We start from the raw sequence: 18,949 nt of genomic DNA on the forward strand, positions 1-18,949 counted from the left end.
GGGCGCGATGGCTAAGCTGGTATTGAGCATGGACGGTCTGGTTCTCAAAGAAATCCCGTTGGTCAAGGAGCGGATGAGCATCGGCCGCAAACCGAACAACGACATCCAGATCGACAACCTGGCGATCAGCGGCGAACACGCCGTCGTTGTGACCATCCTGGACGATTCCTTCCTCGAAGACCTCAATAGCACGAACGGAACGCTCGTCAACGGGCAGCCGGCCAAGAAACACTTCCTGAAAAACGGCGACGTGATCGAACTCGGCAAGTACAAGCTGAAATACGTCGTAGAGCAGATCCCGCAATACGGCGCTACCGAATTCGAACGATCCGACGTCGGCGGAATGAATCTCACCAAATCCAACTTCACGACCTCGCTTTCCACCAGCACGATCTCGGCGACGAATCCCACGAGTTTCTCGGCCCGCGGCGACTCTCCGCTAGGTATCGTCGAAATCCTGAACGGAACAAATGCCGGACGCCGGCTGGAACTCACCAAAACGATGACGACGCTGGGCAAACCCGGCGTTCAGGTGGCCGTCATCGCCCGGCGTCCCGACGGGTACTTCATTACGCACGTGGAAGGCGCCCTGTTACCCACGATCAATGGCCAGCCGGTGAACGGGGCCGCCCGCAAACTGGCGGAGAACGACGTAGTCGAAATCGCCGGTACACGAATGAAATTCATGGTTAAACGTTGAGCGCCGGACGCTGTGCGTAGCGTTACCGGTTACCGAGCGGGGCAGTCTGGCGGGAAAGCAAAGGCGCGTGGGAACCGTACGGGTTTGACAGTTGCGTACGATGTTGCGGAGAAGCCATGAAGGTGAGAGTCCTAGGCTGCAGTGGGGGCATCGGCGGGCGGCATCTGCGCACCACCGCGATGCTGGTCGACCATGACATTCTGATCGATGCGGGAACCGGCATCGCCGATCTCTCGATCGCCGAGTTGGCGGCGATCGACCATGTCTTTCTCACCCATTCGCATCTCGATCACGTGGTCGGCCTGCCGCTGATGCTCGATTCGGTCACCGATTCGAGGACCAAGCCAGTCACGGTCTACGGAACAAGCGAGACGCTCTCCACCCTACGCGAGCATATTTTCAACTGGGATATCTGGCCGGATTTCAGCACCATTTCGGTCGGCGCGGCACCGGCGATGGAATACAAGCCGATCCGAGTCGGGCAGCCGTTGCAGTTCGGCTCACGCATCATTACCCCCGTACCGGCCGAGCACTCGGTGCCGGCTGTCGGGTACCACCTCGATTCCGGCGCAGGCAGCCTCGTCTTTACCGGCGATACAACGGTCAACGACGCCTTCTGGCGTCTGCTCAACACGATCGCCAACTTGCGCTATCTGATCGTCGAAACGGCTTTCTCGAACAGGGAAGAACGCATGGCCGCGGTCTCCAAGCACCTTTGCCCGAACATGCTCGGTCGCGAACTGCGCAAGCTGACGGTGAGCCCGCGAATTTACATTTCCCATCTCAAGCCGGGCCAGGTGGAACTCATCATGGGCGAAATCGAGCAATGCGCAGGTGAACTCAAGCCCGAGATGTTGCAGAACAACCAGGTTTTCGAGTTCTGACTCATCGTTGCCCGGCTTCGTGCTCGCGAGCGCTGGGGGGCAATGGCCTGGAGGGAACGAGCCCCGGCCACCGGTGGCTTTCGCGGTAGAATCGGCCTTTTCCGCTGATACCTCATCCCATGTACGTTATTGCTCCCAGTATCCTTTCCGCGGATTTCACGCGGCTCGGCGCCGAGGTGGTCGACGTCATCGCGGCGGGCGCTGACTGGATCCATTTCGATGTGATGGACAACCATTACGTGCCGAACCTGACGGTCGGTCCCATGGTTTGCCAGGCCATCCGGCCTCTGACGAAGGCGACGATCGACGTGCATCTGATGATCAAACCGGTAGACCGGATCGTCCCGGATTTCGCCAAAGCGGGTGCGGACCTCATTACCTTCCACCCGGAGGCGTCCGAGCATGTCGACCGCACCCTCTCGCTGATCCGGGATAGCGGTTGCAAGGCCGGGCTCGTCTTCAATCCGGCGACGCCGCTTGACTACATGGATTACGTGATGGACAAGCTCGATCTTGTCTTGTTGATGGGTGTGAATCCCGGCTTCGGGGGGCAGCAATTCATCCCCGGCACGTTGAGGAAGCTGAGGGCCGCGCGTGAGCGAATCGATACCTACGCGCAGGAAAGCGGCCGCCACATTCGCCTGGAGATCGACGGTGGGGTGAAGATCGATAACATCGCCGAGATCGCCGCCGCGGGGGCGGATACCTTCGTCGCAGGCTCTGCGGTATACGGTGCGGCTCGCGACACCGATTCACATCGTTACGACTCAGTCATAGCGGCCATGCGCCAAGCCCTCGCGAATGGGGCTGGGCAATGACGGCCAGTACAGTGACGGCAGAAGCGGAGAAGATATCTGCGCGCGCGGTTCTTTTCGACCTTGACGGGACTCTGCTCGACACGGTTTTCGATTTGCACGCGGCGGCCTGCGCCATGCTGCGCGATCTCGGACGCCCCGAGCTCCCAATCGAATCCACGCGGGCCTATGTCGGGCGCGGTATCCAGAATCTTGTCAAACGCATTCTGGCCGGCTCGCTCGATGCGGCCGATGACGGTGTGCCGGCGCCGGCCGAAGCCCTTGCCAGCTTTCGGCGGCACTACGCGCAGGAGAACGGCCGCAATGCCAAGCCTTACCCGGGTGTCCTCGAAGGGCTGGCGATGCTCAAGGACCGCGGCTTACCGCTCGCCGTCATCACCAACAAGCCGCAAGCCTTCACCGTTCCTTTGCTGGAGCAGACCGGACTCGCTCGTTTCTTCGATGTGGTCGTAGGCGGCGACGTTTTGCCGAAACTCAAGCCCGATCCCATGCCGCTTATCTGGGCGTGCGGACGATTAGGCGTTTCGCCAGCGGATACGGTGTTCATTGGCGACTCGGTCAACGATCTGCTCGCCGGTCGCGCGGCGGGTTGTCATGTCCTGCTTCTGCCCTACGGGTACAACGAGGGTGTCGACGTGCAGGAACTTGATTGCGATGGTATAGTCCCAAGCGTCGCAAGCGCGGCGCAATGCATCGGCGCCCGTACTCGATAGCCTAAATACCGGATGAAACCACTTCACTACAATTTGCATCTTGAGCCCGCGTTTTGGGCGGAGGCGTGGCCCTGGCGACTCTGCCGGTAAGCCCTTGTCCTCTTTCGGCGCGCGTGCGCCGAATCTCGTTGCTGTAATTGTCAGTGGAGTCGTCCATGACCGAAACGTATTTCAATCGGCTCGCCGCCGAAGGCTTCAATCGCATCCCCGTCACACTCGAGACCTTTGCCGATCTCGACACCCCGCTCTCGATCTACCTCAAACTCGCCAACGGCCCATATACCTACCTGCTGGAGTCTGTGCAGGGCGGTGAACGGTTCGGCCGCTATTCGTTCATTGGCCTGTCGAGCCCGACACGTATCGTGGTCAACGGCCATCAGGTCATGGTGCTTACCGGAAACCGTATTGCCGAGCGCGAAGACGATACCAACCCGCTGGAGTTCATCGGCAAGTACATGAAGCGCTTCCGCGCGGCGCCGTCGCCCGGGTTGCCGCGCTTCTGCGGCGGTCTCGTCGGCTGCTTCGGGTACGACACCGTGCGCTACATCGAGACGAAGCTGACGCGGACGACGAAAGCCGATGAACTCGGTACGCCGGACATCGTCCTCCTGCTTTCCGAGGAGATCGCGGTCGTCGATAACCTGTCCGGCAAGCTGACGCTCGTCGTCTTCGCCGAGCCCGGGGTTCCGGGGGCCTATCAGAAAGCGCAGGCAAGACTGAAGGCATTGCTTGCCAGGTTGCGCGAGCCGGCGACCATTCCCACGGAAATGCCCGCGCCGTCCCAAGCGGCGGTGTCCCTCTTCGGCGAGGCGCACTTCAAGCAGGCGGTGGTCAAGGCCAAGCATTACATCACCGAGGGCGACATCATGCAGGTCGTCCTCTCACAGCGCATGAGCAAGCCGTTCTCGGCCAGTCCGCTTGCGCTCTATCGCTCGCTGCGCTCGCTTAATCCTTCGCCGTACATGTTTTATTTCGACTTTGAGGATTTCCACGTCGTCGGCGCTTCGCCGGAGATCCTCGTGCGCCTCGAAGGCGACACGGTCACCGTGCGCCCGATCGCGGGAACCCGCAAACGCGGGGCGACGTTCGAGGAGGATCAAGCGCTCGCCGTCGAACTCCTCGCAGACGAAAAGGAACGCGCCGAGCACGTCCAACTGCTCGACCTCGGGCGCAACGATGCCGGCCGCGTGGCCAAGGTCGGTTCCGTCAAGTTGACGGAGAACATGATCGTGGAGCGCTACTCGCACGTGATGCACATCGTGTCCAATGTCGAAAGCAAACTGAGGCCGGGACTCGACGCGCTCGATGTCCTGAAGGCGACGTTTCCCGCCGGGACGGTGTCCGGAGCGCCAAAGGTGCGGGCGATGGAAATCATCGACGAGCTGGAACCGGTCAAACGCGGTATCTACGCGGGGGCTGTCGGCTATCTCGGGTTCCACGGCGACATGGATTTGGCGATCGCGATCCGCACGGCGGTCGTCAAGGACGGGCAACTGCATGTTCAGGCGGGGGCGGGGATCGTCGCCGACTCCGATCCGACCTCCGAATGGCGGGAGACGGAGAACAAGGCGCGTGCCGTCTTGCGCGCAGCAGAACTGGCCGAAAACGGCCTTGATACCCGCTTTGACTGAGAGGCCCGCCATGCTACTCATGATCGACAACTACGATTCTTTCACCTACAACATCGTCCAGTACTTCGGCGAACTCGGGCAGGATGTGCGTGTGTTCCGCAACGATGCGATTTCCGTCGCGGACATCGTGCGCATGAACCCCGACTACCTGGTGATTTCCCCGGGACCGGGGACACCCGCGCAAGCCGGCGTTTCCCTTGGCGCGATCCGCGAACTGACGGGCAAAATTCCATTGCTTGGGGTTTGCCTCGGCCACCAAGCGATCGGCGAGGCGTTCGGCGGCCACGTAATCCATGCCAAGAAGTTGATGCACGGGAAAGTTTCCCCCGTGATTCATAACGACGTCGGTGTTTTTCGGGGGCTGCCTAACCCGATCTCCTGCACGCGTTACCACTCACTGGCCGTTGAGCGCGAGTCGCTGCCCGATTGCCTGGAGGTCACGGCCTGGACCGATGACGGCGAGATCATGGGCTTACGCCACAAGACTTTGCCGGTCGAGGGCGTCCAGTTCCATCCCGAATCGATTCTGACCGAGCGCGGTCACGACATGCTGAAAAACTTTCTGACGAGATAAGCCATGATTACTCCACAACAGGCGTTGCAACGCACCATCGAACACCGGGAGATTTTTTTCGACGAAATGCTTGATCTTATGCGTCAGATCATGCGCGGCGAAATTTCCCCTCTAATGACTGCGGCCATCATTACGGGTCTGCGTGTGAAGAAGGAAACCGTCGGCGAGATCAGCGCGGCGGCGCAGGTGATGCGCGAGATGTCGGCGCGCATCGAGGTCGCGGACAACTCCAATTTCGTCGATATCGTCGGTACTGGGGGCGACGGGTCGAATACCTTCAATATTTCCACGGCGTCGATGTTCGTGGCCGCGGGCGCCGGCGCCAAGGTGGCCAAGCACGGCGGACGGGGTGTGTCATCCAAATCGGGCAGTGCCGACGTGCTCGAGACGCTCGGCGTCAATATCAACCTGACGCCGGCACAAGTTGGCGAGTGCTTGGAGGCAACCGGAATCGGTTTCATGTTCGCTCCGAATCATCATGCCGCGATGAAGAACGTCGCTCCCGTGCGGCGCGAGATGGGCGTGCGCACAATTTTCAATATCCTTGGGCCCCTGACCAACCCGGCCGGCGCGCCCAACTCGTTACTGGGCGTGTTCCACGCCGACTTGGTCGGTATCCTAGTGCGCGTCATGGACCGGCTCGGGGCGAAGCACGTGATGGTGGTTCACGGCAAGGACGGGATGGATGAAGTCTCTCTTGGCGCGTCGACGCTGGTCGGCGAACTGAAAGACGGAAAGATCAGCGAATACGAGATTCACCCGGAAGACTTCGGCTTGCGCATGGCGTCGAACCGCAGCCTGCGAGTCGATAGTGCCCAGGAATCGAAGGATGTGGTGTTGTCGGTTCTCGACAACGTCGCCGGAACGGCGCGCGACATTGTCGTCTTCAACGCGGGTACGGCGCTCTATGTTGCCAATCGCGCTGAATCGATCGGGCAGGGTATCGAGCAGGCACGTGAAGCGATTGCCAGCGGCGCCGCGCGCGCCAAACTGGACGAGTTCGCCCGCTTCACGCAAGGCTTCACCGCATGAGCACGGGCGACATTCTCGACCGAATCCTTGCCGTCAAACGGGAGGAAGTGGCGTCGGCCAAGGCGCTCAGGCCACTGTCCGAAGTTCGTGCAGAGGCCGATGAACAGCCGGGGACGCGGGACTTTGTCGGTGCGATCCGAAACCGGGTCGCCGCCGGCAAGGCCGCGGTTATAGCGGAAGTCAAGAAGGCCAGCCCGTCGAAAGGCGTCCTGCGCGAAGATTTTCGCCCGGCCGAAATCGCCGCCGACTACGAGGCGCATGGCGCCGCGTGCCTTTCCGTGCTTACCGACCGGTCTTTTTTTCAAGGAGCGCCCGACTACCTGCGGGCCGCTCGCGCGGCGTGCGGGTTGCCGGTGCTGCGCAAGGACTTTATCGTCGACACTTATCAAGTATACGAAGCGCGGGCCATGGGGGCCGACGCCATCCTGCTGATTGCCGCCGCTCTCGAGTTGCCTGCGATGCAGGAACTCGAAGCGGTTGCTTCAGGGCTCGGGATGGCAGTCCTGGTGGAAGTGCACGACGGTGTGGAACTTGAAGCGGCGCTGCAGCTGCGGACCCCGCTCGTCGGCATCAACAACCGCAACCTGAAGACCTTTGCGGTCACTCTAGACACCACGCTTGCATTGCTGCCCAACATTCCGGCGGGGAAGACGGTGGTGACAGAGAGTGGAATCCTCGCCGCTGAAGATGTCGCTTTGATGCGCCACCGTAACGTCAATGCCTTTTTGGTCGGCGAGGCGTTCATGCGAGCTCAGCGTCCGGGAGCCGCCTTAGTCGCACTATTTGCTGGCAGCCTGTAAAAGGAACTGTTGGGGGAGGCGGTTTGTTGCAATTTAGCAACAAATTGCCCGGCCAAGACACCCGGGTCGCCTCTTCAAGGTTGCCGTCCTCTTCCCCCTTTGCCATCATTCGTCCAGCTTCTCATCGCTGAGAGGTACAGTTTGGTGGGGCGTCAAATCTCCGCCGACCTTAAACCTAGAGGAGATTCACAATGCAAAAGAAAGTTATCGCTCTGGCAGTTGCCGGTCTGGTTTCGGGCGTTGCCTTCGCGCAAACGAACGTGACGATCTACGGTATTGCTGACGCTGGCTACGTGTATGGTTCGGACAGCTATACCGCTGGCGCCAAGAGCACCAGCAAGGTTTACTCCGGTGGACAGTCGGGTTCCCGTCTGGGCTTCAAGGGCACGGAAGATCTGGGCAATGGTCTGGCTGCGAACTTCCGCTACGAAGCCGGTATCAACATCGACGGCGGCACGGCCGCTCAAAACGGCGGCATCTTCAGCCGTTGGTCGACGGTTGGCCTCTCCGGCAAGAACTGGGGCGAAATCCAGATCGGTCGCCGCGACACGTTCATGGATGAAATGATTGGTGGTTTCGACGCTACGGGCCGTAACACGGTTTCGCAAGCTGCCCCGATCATGCGCGACCAAGGTCGTTACAGCAACATGATTGCCTACCTGTCGCCGAGCTGGAATGGCCTGCAATTCAAGGCTGGCGTTTCGACGAACGGCTGGGATGCCGCGGGTGTTGAAAACGAAAATACCCCGCTTGGCAACGTGAGCAACGTTCGTATTCTCACCGGTAGCGTCGCGTACATCAACGGCCCATTGAAAGTCGGTGCAACCTATGAGCGGAGCAAGGCTCAAAGCACCAATACGACGAGCTTTGACGCTGGCAACCAGTGGGTTATTGCTGGTGCGTACGACTTCAAGGTTGTTGCGATTAGCGCCGAGTACGGTGTGATTAACAACAGCAATGACGCCGGTATCGATATGCGCGCGGCAGGGGCGGCCACCGCAGCTTACAATACCAGCAACCCGGCGTTGACCAAAGATATTGAGAAGCGTAAGCAATGGACGGTTGGCGCGATGGTTCCGATCGGCTCGCGTGACCGTGTTGGTATCCAATACGCTCGCGGTACGAACGAGTTCTTTGCCGCTGGCAAGAGCGACGAGAAAGCTCATATGTGGGGCCTGAACTACTTCCACGACCTGAGCAAGCGTACGAACATCTACGCTGGCTACGGCAACCTGAGCCAAGACAGCGACAACACCGTCAAGTACGGTCTGGATGGACAAGGCTCGTATCAGAAGGGTTACCAAGTCGGTCTGCGTCACACGTTCTAATCTGACTTTAGTTAGTTAGCTTGATGAAACGGGCGCTTCGGCGCCCGTTTTGTTTTTGTCTTTCTCCCGTTGTCAGCCACAGAATGGACGCACATTGGACCGATCTGTCGTACCTACTTAGGGTGTTTGCGCAGATTGTTAGTGAAGTATCTCGGCTGTGCGCGGATGAATCCCCGCTTCATTGGTTTCAAATCCGCACTTGGTGTTCCTCGGTGTACGCTAATGTCACGCTCCATACATAAAGACGGTGCTTTCCCCAAGGCATCAGGCTCCCCGCGCGGCGCCACACTATTCTCTGCCAACCGCACGCGCTAAAGGACTGTAGCCAAACACCCGTTCAATCATCGAGAGGGGGCTTTCCCCCGCGCCTCCAGAATGGCGGAAAACCATCCTCAACGCTTTTCACAAAAAAAGCCGGGCGAGCCCGGCCTGTAGTACTGGGGGTCGGATGATTTCCGCCCCCGTTGCTCTTCTTTTAGTTTTAAACCCCAGTCAGCCTCCTGATCTCAGCAACTCCAGCCGACAGCATCGCCAAATCCTGCGGCGGATTGCGCTTCAACTCGTCGATGACCGCCGGGGTCCCGCTTGCGGTTATTACCTCGGCAAAGTCCTTCCGCATCAACGCATCGCGCAGACGCCGCAGCTCGCTGGCGAGTTGTGCCCGAGCCCGAGCTTGCCAGCGGTTGCCTGCCGGAAGTCGGTCGATGGCGCCAGCAAGCCACGCGAAGTCGACAAGGGTGTCGAGCTTGGCAGCGGAGGCGGTAATTTGAGCCAAGGCTTTTCCACTAGCGCGGGCGAAATCCACGAGTTCAAAAACGCCGACGATGCGTGGTCGCGCTTCGAGGATGGCTCCTACGGCGGCGTAAGCCGAGCGATCCCCGCGCACCGCCGTGAGCGTTTCGTTTACCGCCGCTTGGTACAAAGAAATCGTTTCACCGATGGAGCCGTTTTGCTGAGAGGCCAGGATTTGCCGCGTCACGGCGGCCGTCATGTCGCGCAATGCGGCCATGGAAGCGAGCTGCTCGGAGGCAGGAATCTTCAGATCGAGAGACTCGATCTCGTGCCACAGCGTCTCTACGGCGAGCAATTCGCTGGCCGCAAACCAGGCCGCCGCGATCTCCGCGGACGTCGCTCCCGTTTCGTTGCCGACCTGAATGACGAAGCTCGGTCCCATCCGGTTCACCAAGCGATTCACCAACTGCATGGTGATGATCTCGCGCCGCAGTGGGTGCGTGCTTAGTGCGTTGCCGCACTGCCGCAGCAATGGTTCCGGGAAGTAGTCGGCGAAGAGCGGCTGCAGTTCTGGCGCGTCTGGGAGCGGGGAAGCGACGATTTCCTCCTTGAGCGCGATCTTTGTGTAGGCAAGGAGAACAGCGATCTCCGGAGGCGTAAGGCCCCGGCCCATCTGAGCTCGTTCGGTGAACCCTTTATCGTCGGGCAGGGCTTCGATACGGCGATCGATCGTTCCGCGCGATTCAAGGTAACGAATCAACTGGGAATGGGCGCTCAGCAAGGCGTTCCCCACCGAAGCCTCCACCGAGATGGCCTGTGTCTGTTGGTAGTTATCGATCAGCACGAGGCGAGAGATGTCGTCGGTCATCGAGGCGAGCAGCGCGTCACGCTGTTTCATCGTCATGTCGCCGCCGGAAACGAGGCTGGAGAGCAGGATCTTGATGTTTACCTCGTGGTCCGAGCAGTCGACGCCGGCCGAGTTGTCGATTGCATCAGTGTAGATCTGCCCGCCGTTCAGCGAGTATTCGATGCGTGCCTTTTGCGTCAGGCCCAGGTTGCCGCCCTCGACCACCACCTTCACCCGTAGTTCGGTCGCATCGACACGAAGCGCGTCGTTGCTGCGATCGTTTGCGTCTTGATGGCTTTGGCTGCTGGCTTTGACGTATGTGCCGATGCCGCCGTTGTAGAGCAAGTCAACGGGGGCCTTGAGGATCGTGTTCATCAACTCGGCGGGGCTCATCTGCTCTGCCGAGACGGCGAGACGTTCGCGGACTTGCGGCGAGAGCGGAATCGTTTTCTGCGCGCGCGACCAGACGCCGCCACCTTCGGAGATGATCGACCGGTCGAAATCATCCCATGAGGAGCGTGGGAGGTTGAACAGGCGCTCGCGTTCGGCGAAGGTCTTCTCGCAGTCCGGATTGGGGTCGAGGAAGATGTGCCGGTGATCGAAGGCGGCGACGAGTTTGATTTGCTTGGATCTGAGCATCGCATTGCCGAAGACGTCGCCACTCATATCGCCGATACCGACCGCCACGAAGGGCTGCGTCTGGGTGTCGTGTCCCAGTTCGCGGAAGTGCCGTTTGGCTGCTTCCCAGGCACCGCGTGCGGTGATGCCCATCTTCTTGTGGTCATAGCCTACGGAACCGCCAGAGGCGAAGGCGTCGCCGAGCCAGAATCCGTATTCGTTGGCGATACCGTTGGCCGTATCCGAGAACGTTGCCGTCCCTTTGTCCGCTGCCACGACAAGGTAGGGGTCATCGCCGTCACGACGACGTACATTGGCCGGTGGGACGACCTTGCCGGCAACGATGTTGTCGGTGATATCAAGCAGTCCGCGAATGTATGTCATGTAGCAGGCGACACCTTCGGCCTGATACGCGTCCCGATCGCTCGGTGAAGGGAGACGTTTGCCAACGAAGCAGCCTTTGGCGCCAAGGGCGACGATGACTGCGTTCTTGGCCGTCTGTGCCTTGACGAGGCCGAGCCCTTCCGTCCGGTAATCCTCCATGCGATCCGACCAGCGCAGACCGCCCCGCGAGACGCGTGAGCCGCGCAGGTGAATGCCTTCCATGCGTTGGTTGTATACGAAGGTCTCGTACAACGGTAGCGGCTTGGGTAGGAAGGGGATTTGCTTCGAGGAGATCTTGAACGAGAGGTAAGGCTTCGGCTTGCCTTCGCTGTCCGTCTGCCAGGCGTTGGTGCGTACAGTCGCCTCGATCGCCGTGCGGTATCCGGAGAGAATCCGGTCGTCGTCGATATTGGTGACTTTTGCTAGCGCAGCGCCGAGCCTTTCACCGACGGCGTCCGCGGCAGCGTCGTCGCAATCCGGAGACAGCCGTGCGACGAAGAGTTCGGTCAACAGACGGGCAATTTGCGGATGGTTCGACAAACAACGCTCAATGTAGCCCTGACTGAACGACAGGCCCGCCTGCCTCAGATAGCGGCCGTACGCGCGCAATATGGTGATCGAACGTTCGTCGAGGCCGGCGAGCAATGTCAGGCGGTTGAAACCGTCGTTCTCGACCTCGTCACGGAGAAGCTTCTCAAGCAAGTCGAGGAAAGCTGCACGGGTCGTTTCGCCGTCCAGCGCTTCTCTCTGTGGCAGGCAGATGGCGAAGTCGGCGATGTGCAGGTCGCCCTCGCTGAGGTTGAACGGCTGTTCCGAGAGAACCGTGATCCCCAGGTTTTCGAGCAGGGGGAGGACCGCTGAAAGTGGCCTTGGGCTTCCTTTCAGGAAAAGCTTCAGGTGTTGATGCGAACCGTCTTCGCCGTAGGGGGCATTGAGCTTGATCTCGACCCGGCCGCTCTTCTCCGCTGCTTCCAGCCGTTCCAGGTCGGAGACGGCGGAAGTCGGAGGGACTTGGTCCTGGTAGGCAAGCGGCAGGGACAGACCGTAACGCCGCAAGAGCGCGTTGCCGCGTTCTTCGCCACAATGTTCGACAAGATGATGGTGGAGTTCGTCGTGCCACCCACGCACGATACGTGCGACCTCGCGTTCGAATGCCGCTGCATCGTATTGCCCGGGTTTGGTGCCGGGGTTGCGGGCAATGAGGTGCATGCGGGCCAGGCGCGATTCGCCGACTTGCAGCGAGAAATCGACGCTGTCAGCTTGGAGCGTTTCCTTGAGCAAGGCGATGATGCGTTTGCGCATTGCCGTATCGAAGCGATCGCGTGGCATATAGAGCAGCGCGGAGACGTAGCGGCCCCAGTTGTCGTCGCGCAGGAAGACGCGGACCCGGGGGTGCTCCTCCAGCATCACGATGCCGTTCGCGATGCGCAGCAGATCCTCTGTCGCGATCTCGATGAGCTCGTTGCGTGGGTAGGTTTCGAGAACGTTGATGAGCGCCTTGTCACGATAGCTGCCCGGCGAATACCCGCAAGCGGCGCGGACGGCGGCGACTTTCTGACGGACGACAGGGATCTCGGTCGTCGCAACGTGGTACACGTGCATCGCGTATAGGCCGACGAAAACGTGTTCGCCGACTACCTTTCCGGTGGCGTCGCGATGATGCACCCCGATAAAGTCGAGATAGTTGGGGCGGTGCAAGGTCGACCGCGCGTCGGCTTTCACCAAAGTGAGCGACGACGGCAAGTGGGCGATCTCTTCCAGGTTCCCTGGGATGCCGGCCAGACAACGCCCGTAACGCGGATGGTCGGCGCGCCGCAGCAGGCCCAGTCCGCCTTCAGGTTCGCGTTTGAGTTCGCCCGACGCGGTGTCGGCGCGGTAATGCGTGTAGCCGAGAAAGACGAAATTGTCGGAGGCGACCCAACGCAGGAATTCCGTGATCTCGTCGCGATCTTGGCCAGTGGAGGTTTCGAGATCGGCGATTGCCGAGGCGACGCTTTGCCGCATTGGAAGATGGTCTTCAACAGCGGCTCGAACGTCAGCCAGCACGTCGGCTAGCTCGGCCTTCAGCGCCTCGATCTCGTGAGCGTCGCTGATTCGGTCGATTTCAAGGTGTATCCACGACTCGGTGTGGCTTGCCTTCGTTCCGCGCGGCACGCTCTTCATCAGTTTCCCGCTGGCGTCACGATCGATGCCGAGAACCGGGTGAACCATGCGGTGTATGGCAAGTCCGCGACGGTATACGGTCATTGTTAGGGAATCGACCAAGAACGGCATGTCGTCGGTGACGACGTCAACCACCGTGTGCGGCGAATGCCAGCCGTGGCGGTCGAAGTCGGGCGTGTATAAAGCGACAACAGCCTGGTTTGTCGAACGTTCACTGGCCAACCGATGGTGCTGGAGCGCCGCGCTATGCAAGTCTTCGGGGCTCGCTTCGCCGAGTCCGGCCAAATCGGCATCGGCGAAATAGTGGTCGATAAATGCACTGAGCATCGGCGAGATCTTTTGCCGTTCCGATATGTCGCGCAAATCCCGGAACAGCGTGCTCTCGTTGGAAGCGACGGTTGTCATCTGACTTATCCTCGTTTGTTGGTGGAATACGGCCTAATGCCCGGCCATCTTGTGGATGGCCTTTTCAAGACCCGATGGGAAGGAAGGGTCGGGTCGTGCGCTAAAAAAACGGCGACTGGAAGCGTGGCCTGGATGCGGCCTTTTCTTATGTAGGAATCGCGTAACACCAGCCGTCTACCTACCCCAAGGTAGACCCTATAACCGGGACTATCAATAGCGCGACTTCATGCAAAACAATCAATTCATGCTGCTTCAGCGAGCCAGTCGTGTGGCCCGTGGGAGCTTATTGTTCCGGGCTTTTTTACAATCCGCAAACGATGTATATTCACCACATTGTTCTGGTTCGGAATAACAAATGAGAAGAAAGATTCCCGGTACCGAACTACTGGTCGCCTTTGAAACGGCGGCTCGGCACCAAAGTTTCACTCAGGCAGCTGAAGAGCTTTCGCTGACGCAAAGCGCGGTATGTCGGCAGATTTCGGCACTTGAGGACTATCTCGGCGTCCAGTTGTTCAACCGGATCAAGAAGCGCGTCACGCTTTCGGAAGCGGGGCAGATTTATGCCCGGCAGGTCCGGGAGAACTTGCGACGTATTGAGCACGACACGATGTCGCTGATGGCGCACCGCGGAGCTGGTGGAGTACTCGAACTCGCCGTCATCCCGACGTTCGCGACATGCTGGCTGATTCCTCGGCTTCGGCATTTCCATGCGGTGCATCCCGGCATCACGCTGGACCTTACGACTCGTGCCGAACCGTTCATGTTTACCGACACACCGTTCGATGCCGCGATTCACTACGGCGACCCGGTATGGCCGGGAGCGTTGAGCGAATTTCTTTTCGGGGAAGACATGGTCCCCGTGTGTAGTCCCGCATTATTGAAAGGCCGCACGCAGATCGAACCGGCGGAACTTGAACAATTGCCGCTCCTGCATCAGTCCGCACGCCCCGACGCCTGGCACGATTGGTTTGAGGTCGCGGGGCTGTCGAACGTGAACGCCATGGGCGGTTCGCGCTATGAGTTGTTCGCCATGCTGGTCGAAGCCGCCAAGGCCGAGCTCGGCGTAACGCTTGTCCCGCGTTTTTTCGTGCTCAAGGAACTTGCTTCGGGAGAGTTGGTGACTCCATGCCCGCAAGTGCTGCACAGCCAGCGAAGCTACTACCTCGTCTATCCGGAAAACAAGGTAGGTTCCGCATCGCTACAGGTTTTCCGCCAATGGTTGCGGGACCAGGCGGCGGAATACCGCGAAGCGGTTCTTGAGGCCATCCCGGCCTGACGCAGGCCCTTCTCATCGGCGGTTGGACCGGGCTTCTCTTGGTGCCGACACCGTCCTGACCCCTTAAGCGTCCCGCACTTCTCCCTCTCGATTTTTCCGTTGACATCGTTTACATCATACGTATGATGTAGAAAAAGGAGTGCTCGTGGCTACGTTACATCGGCAGACTTTGGAACGGCTCGGCGAGGAAATCTGCCGGGGTATGTATCGACCTGGCGAAACCTTGCCGATCGAACCCGTTCTATGCGAACGCCTGGGCGTCAGCCGCATCGTCGTGCGCGAGGTAGTCAAGTCGCTGGCCTCGAAAGGCATGCTCGAGGTCCGGCGAAAGCTCGGGACCGTGGTGCTGGAACCGGCAGCCTGGAACCTTTTTGATCCCGACATCATTTCTTGGCGGGGACGTACGCAAACGTTCGACGAGCCGCTCGCCTGCGAGATGATGGAGCTGCGCCGCATCATCGAACCGGCGGCATGCCGCTTGGCTGCCGCCCGGATCGAGGATGACGAGCGCGAACGGCTGGCGGCGGCGCTCGAAGCGATGCGGCGGGCCATCGGCGGCGATGGGGACTATGTCGCTGCCGACTTCGAGTTTCACTCGGTGATTCTTGCCGCATGTCGCAACCAGTTCGTGCGGCAAATGCAGAACGCCATGGCGGCCGTTCTGCATACGAGTTTCGACCTCGTGTCGGAGGTGCCGGGTGGTCCTGAACGCTCTTTCCCGATGCACGAAGCGTTGTGCGCGGCGATCCGGAAAGGCGATTGCGATGCCGCGGAACGGGCCGCGGTGACGATCATCGAGCAGGCCGAACGCGATCTCCAAGAACACTTCAAGCGCGCACGCCGCTAGACCGGCCGCGCATCTTTATCACAGCTAGGAATCCTATGAAGATTACATCGATCGAAACGCTGCGAACCGAGGAGTTCGCCAACGTGCTCTGGGTCCGCGTCCATACCGACGCGGGTGTCATTGGGCTAGGTGAAACCTTCTACGGCGCTGGCGCTGTAGAAGCACATATCCACGACACGCTCGCAGGGCGACTGCTCGGACGCAATCCGCTGCACATCGAAGCGCTGAACAAACTGATGGTGGATCTGCCGATGGCTCAGTCCTCCACCGGGGCCGAGTATCGCGCCGCGTCGGCGATCGACATCGCGCTTTGGGACCTCTTCGGCAAGGTGTGCGGCCAACCGGTGCATCAGATGCTCGGCGGGCAGTGTTTCGACAAGGTACGCGTCTACAACACGTGCGCGGGATACAAGTACGTTCGCTCCAACAACATCCGCTGCGTCACGGGCAGTTGGAACGCCGGCGAAAAATCGGGGCCGTACGAAGATCTCGATGGGTTCATGAACCGTGCGGACGAACTCGCCGAGAGCTTGTTGGCGAGCGGTATCTCAGCAATGAAAATCTGGCCGTTCGATCCGTTTGCGATCGAGAACAACGGCCTTTTCATCTCTGCCGCGCAGTTGAAGAAGGCGTGCGAGCCGTTCGAGAAAATTCGCAGGGCGGTCGGTGACAAGATGGAAATCATGGTCGAGTTCCATAGCCTCTGGAATCTGCCGACCGCGAAGAAGATTGCCCGAGTCCTCGAACAGTATGAGCCGACCTGGTACGAAGATCCGATCCGCATGAACTCCGCCGCCGCGTTGCGGGAGTATGCGCAATCTACCCATGTGCCGGTATGCGCCAGTGAAACGCTCGGGTCGCGTTATCCGTTCAAAGACATGCTGGAAGCCGGAGCCACGCAGATCGCGATGGTGGATCTCTGCTGGACCGGCGGGCTCACGGAGGGACGAAAGATCGCCTCGCTCGCCGAAACGTGGCACCGGCCGTTCGCCCCGCACGACTGCACGGGACCTGTCGGTTTCATCGCGGCGGTCCACGCCTCGTTCAGCCAGCCCAACACCCTGATCCAGGAGTCGGTCCGCGCGTTCTACACAGGCTGGTACAAAGAACTCGTCACCGCGGTACCGCGTATTGAAAACGGGTACGTCTATCCGATGGAAGGGCCGGGCCTGGGCGTCGAACTCCTGCCCGAAGTATTCCAACGCCCGGATCTGACGCGCCGCGTCAGCGAACTGAATTGAGGAACAGGAAAAGCTATGTCTAGGTTATTTGATCTGACGGGACGCACGGCGTTGATTACCGGGTCGGTGCGCGGCATCGGGTTCGCGCTTGCCGAGGGATTGGCGGCAGAAGGTGCACATGTGATCATCAACGGACGCCATCGCGAAGCGGTGGACGAAGCGGTTGGCAAACTGACGGAGAAAGGGCTGGCCGCCAGTGGTGCGGTTTTCGACGTGACCGATGAAGCCGCCGTCGAAAACGCGTTTGCCGATTTCGATCGGCGAGGCATTGAGGTGCACATCCTCATCAACAATGCCGGCATCCAGTTCCGTAAACCGATGGTCGAGCTCGAACTCAAGGATTGGCAGCGTGTCATCGATACCAACTTGACGGCGGCATTCATCGTCGGTCGGGCGGCGGCAAGGCGCATGATCGCGCGCGGGCGCGGCGGCAAGATCATCAACATCGGCTCACTGACCAGTGAGGCGGGGCGGGCCACGGTGGCTCCGTATACGGCGGCTAAAGGGGGTATCAAGACCCTGTCGCGGGCGATGGCGGCCGAATGGGCGTCGTTCGACATCCAGGTGAATTCGATCGGTCCCGGCTACATCCTCACGGACATGAACGAAGCATTGATCAGCAACGCGGCATTCGACGCGTGGGTCAAGAGCAGCAACCCGGCGGGACGGTGGGGACGGCCGGACGAGCTTGTCGGTACCGCGGTTTATCTCGCGTCGGACGCATCGAGCTACGTGAACGGACAAATCATTTACGTGGATGGCGGCTGGCTATCGGTTCTGTAGAGAAAAAGAACGGGGCGCGGGAGCAAGGCCGCCTCGCAAAAGTGGTGTTGGTCATCGTTGCAATTTTCAATCGAGGAGAGTTAGACATGAGTGGAAGGATGCTGAAGCGGGTGGTGGTGGGGCTGGCGCTGGGGGCGTTGGCGACGGGGAGTGCGCTGGCGACGGTGACGGGGAAGGTGGGGCACGCGATGCCGGAGAGCCACCCGCAAGCGATCGCGATGAACAAGTTTGTCGAGTTGGCGGCGAAGTACACCAACAATAACGTCCAGCTCAAGGCCTTCCACAGTGCCGTGCTGGGCAGCGACGAGAAGCAACTGCAAGCCGTGCAGACCGGCACGCAAGAGTTCTACATCGGCACGCTCGCCCCGTTCTCCACGCGGGTCAAAGAAGTGCAAGTGTGGGACCTGCCGTTCATGTTCGCCAACACCAAGGAAGTCTACGCCCTGCTGGACGGTGCCGCGTGCAAGAAGATCTTCGAGAAGGTGGAAGCCACCGGCGTGCATGGCCTCATGTGGACCGGCATGGGGTTTAGAAACCTCTCCAACAGCAAGCGCCCGGTGACCAAGCTCGAAGACATCAACGGCCTCAAGGTCCGCGTCATGGCCAACCCCGTCGCGCTCGAAACCTGGAAGACCCTGGGCGCCAACGCCGTCCCGATGGCCTTCTCCGAAGTCTTCACCGCGCTCGAGATCAAAGCCATCGACGGCCAAGAGAACCCGCTGGTGCACATGTACGCCAACAAGATGCAGGAAGTGCAGAAATACATCTCCCTGACCAACCACGTGTACACCCCGGTGGCCCTCGTCGTTTCCAAGAAATTCTGGGACGGCCTCTCCGACGCCGACAAGCAAGGCGTCCAAAAGGCGGCTGACGAAGCCAAGATCCTGCAGCGGCAACTGCTCGACGAAGGCGACAAGGAAGTGATCGGCAAGTTTGGCACCGCCGGCGTCAAGGTCAACGAAATCGCCCCGGCCGAACTCGCCAAGATCCAAGAGAAAGTCAAACCCGTCGTCGCCAAGTTCGCGCCGCAGATCGGAGAAGACTTCATCAAAGAGTTCTACGCCGAGATTGACAAGGCCCGGGCGGGCAAATAAGGCGTCGGGGACACCCCAACGGCGGGGAAAGGCAGAAGAGCGCTTTTCCCCGTTTTTTTGACCTGACGTACCGCCGGCGTGA

General features: G+C 60.1%; 15 protein-coding genes. 14 read left to right on the top strand and 1 reads right to left on the bottom strand.

The genetic code is table 11. From position 1 onward, the window contains the following. Positions 1-7 precede the first annotated feature (7 nt). From NZ453_RS09195 to NZ453_RS09235, 9 genes are all read left to right on the top strand, one after another. Positions 8-700, top strand: a complete 693-nt coding sequence (locus tag NZ453_RS09195; RefSeq protein WP_263770243.1) for an FHA domain-containing protein — start codon at positions 8-10, stop codon at positions 698-700. A gap of 116 nt (positions 701-816) precedes the next feature. After that, positions 817-1,584, top strand: a complete 768-nt coding sequence (locus tag NZ453_RS09200) for an MBL fold metallo-hydrolase (RefSeq protein WP_263770244.1) — start codon at positions 817-819, stop codon at positions 1,582-1,584. Positions 1,585-1,703: 119 nt separating this feature from the next. Beyond that, positions 1,704-2,402 (top strand): ribulose-phosphate 3-epimerase, encoded by a 699-nt coding sequence (gene rpe / locus NZ453_RS09205; protein WP_263770245.1) that lies wholly within the window; start codon positions 1,704-1,706, stop codon positions 2,400-2,402. Next, positions 2,399-3,112 carry a phosphoglycolate phosphatase gene (locus tag NZ453_RS09210; protein WP_263770246.1) on the top strand — a complete coding sequence of 238 codons (714 nt, stop codon included), beginning with the start codon at positions 2,399-2,401 and terminating at the stop codon, positions 3,110-3,112. The genes rpe and NZ453_RS09210 overlap by 4 nt, the downstream gene beginning before the upstream one ends. Before the next feature lie 155 nt (positions 3,113-3,267). Further along, positions 3,268-4,743, top strand: a complete 1,476-nt coding sequence (trpE, locus tag NZ453_RS09215) for an anthranilate synthase component I (protein WP_263770247.1) — start codon at positions 3,268-3,270, stop codon at positions 4,741-4,743. Positions 4,744-4,753: 10 nt separating this feature from the next. After that, positions 4,754-5,317: an anthranilate synthase component II gene (locus tag NZ453_RS09220; protein ID WP_263770248.1), complete on the top strand. Its 564-nt coding sequence runs from the start codon at positions 4,754-4,756 to the stop codon at positions 5,315-5,317. A 3-nt stretch (positions 5,318-5,320) separates the two neighbouring features. Further along, positions 5,321-6,349: an anthranilate phosphoribosyltransferase gene (trpD, locus tag NZ453_RS09225; RefSeq protein WP_263770249.1), complete on the top strand. Its 1,029-nt coding sequence runs from the start codon at positions 5,321-5,323 to the stop codon at positions 6,347-6,349. Further along, positions 6,346-7,149: an indole-3-glycerol phosphate synthase TrpC gene (trpC, locus tag NZ453_RS09230; RefSeq protein ID WP_263770250.1), complete on the top strand. Its 804-nt coding sequence runs from the start codon at positions 6,346-6,348 to the stop codon at positions 7,147-7,149. The genes trpD and trpC overlap by 4 nt, the downstream gene beginning before the upstream one ends. Positions 7,150-7,340: 191 nt before the next feature. Further along, positions 7,341-8,477 (top strand): porin, encoded by a 1,137-nt coding sequence (locus NZ453_RS09235; protein ID WP_263770251.1) that lies wholly within the window; start codon positions 7,341-7,343, stop codon positions 8,475-8,477. 481 nt (positions 8,478-8,958) lie between these two features. Here NZ453_RS09235 and NZ453_RS09240 read toward each other — a convergent pair whose 3' ends face one another. Continuing rightward, a complete protein-coding gene (locus NZ453_RS09240; protein ID WP_263770252.1) occupies positions 8,959-13,626 on the bottom strand; it encodes an NAD-glutamate dehydrogenase in 4,668 nt (1,555 codons plus the stop codon). 355 nt (positions 13,627-13,981) lie between these two features. Between NZ453_RS09240 and NZ453_RS09245 the strand changes: the two genes are divergently transcribed. The 5 genes from NZ453_RS09245 (at position 13,982) to NZ453_RS09265 (ending at position 18,867) form a co-directional block, all read left to right on the top strand. Continuing rightward, on the top strand, positions 13,982-14,902 hold the full coding sequence (locus NZ453_RS09245) for a LysR family transcriptional regulator (RefSeq protein ID WP_263770253.1): 921 nt from the start codon (positions 13,982-13,984) through the stop codon (positions 14,900-14,902). A 145-nt stretch (positions 14,903-15,047) separates the two neighbouring features. Next, positions 15,048-15,749 carry a FadR/GntR family transcriptional regulator gene (locus NZ453_RS09250; protein ID WP_263770254.1) on the top strand — a complete coding sequence of 234 codons (702 nt, stop codon included), beginning with the start codon at positions 15,048-15,050 and terminating at the stop codon, positions 15,747-15,749. A gap of 35 nt (positions 15,750-15,784) precedes the next feature. Further along, positions 15,785-16,990 carry a mandelate racemase/muconate lactonizing enzyme family protein gene (locus NZ453_RS09255; RefSeq protein WP_263770255.1) on the top strand — a complete coding sequence of 402 codons (1,206 nt, stop codon included), beginning with the start codon at positions 15,785-15,787 and terminating at the stop codon, positions 16,988-16,990. Between the two features lie 15 nt (positions 16,991-17,005). Next, complete coding sequence (locus tag NZ453_RS09260) at positions 17,006-17,773, top strand: SDR family oxidoreductase (protein ID WP_263770256.1); 768 nt, start codon at positions 17,006-17,008, stop codon at positions 17,771-17,773. A gap of 86 nt (positions 17,774-17,859) precedes the next feature. Further along, on the top strand, positions 17,860-18,867 hold the full coding sequence (locus NZ453_RS09265; RefSeq protein ID WP_263770257.1) for a TRAP transporter substrate-binding protein: 1,008 nt from the start codon (positions 17,860-17,862) through the stop codon (positions 18,865-18,867). Positions 18,868-18,949: the final 82 nt, after the last annotated feature.

It is taken from the genome of Propionivibrio soli, assembly GCF_025770765.1.
GTDB lineage: Bacteria > Pseudomonadota > Gammaproteobacteria > Burkholderiales > Rhodocyclaceae > Propionivibrio > Propionivibrio soli.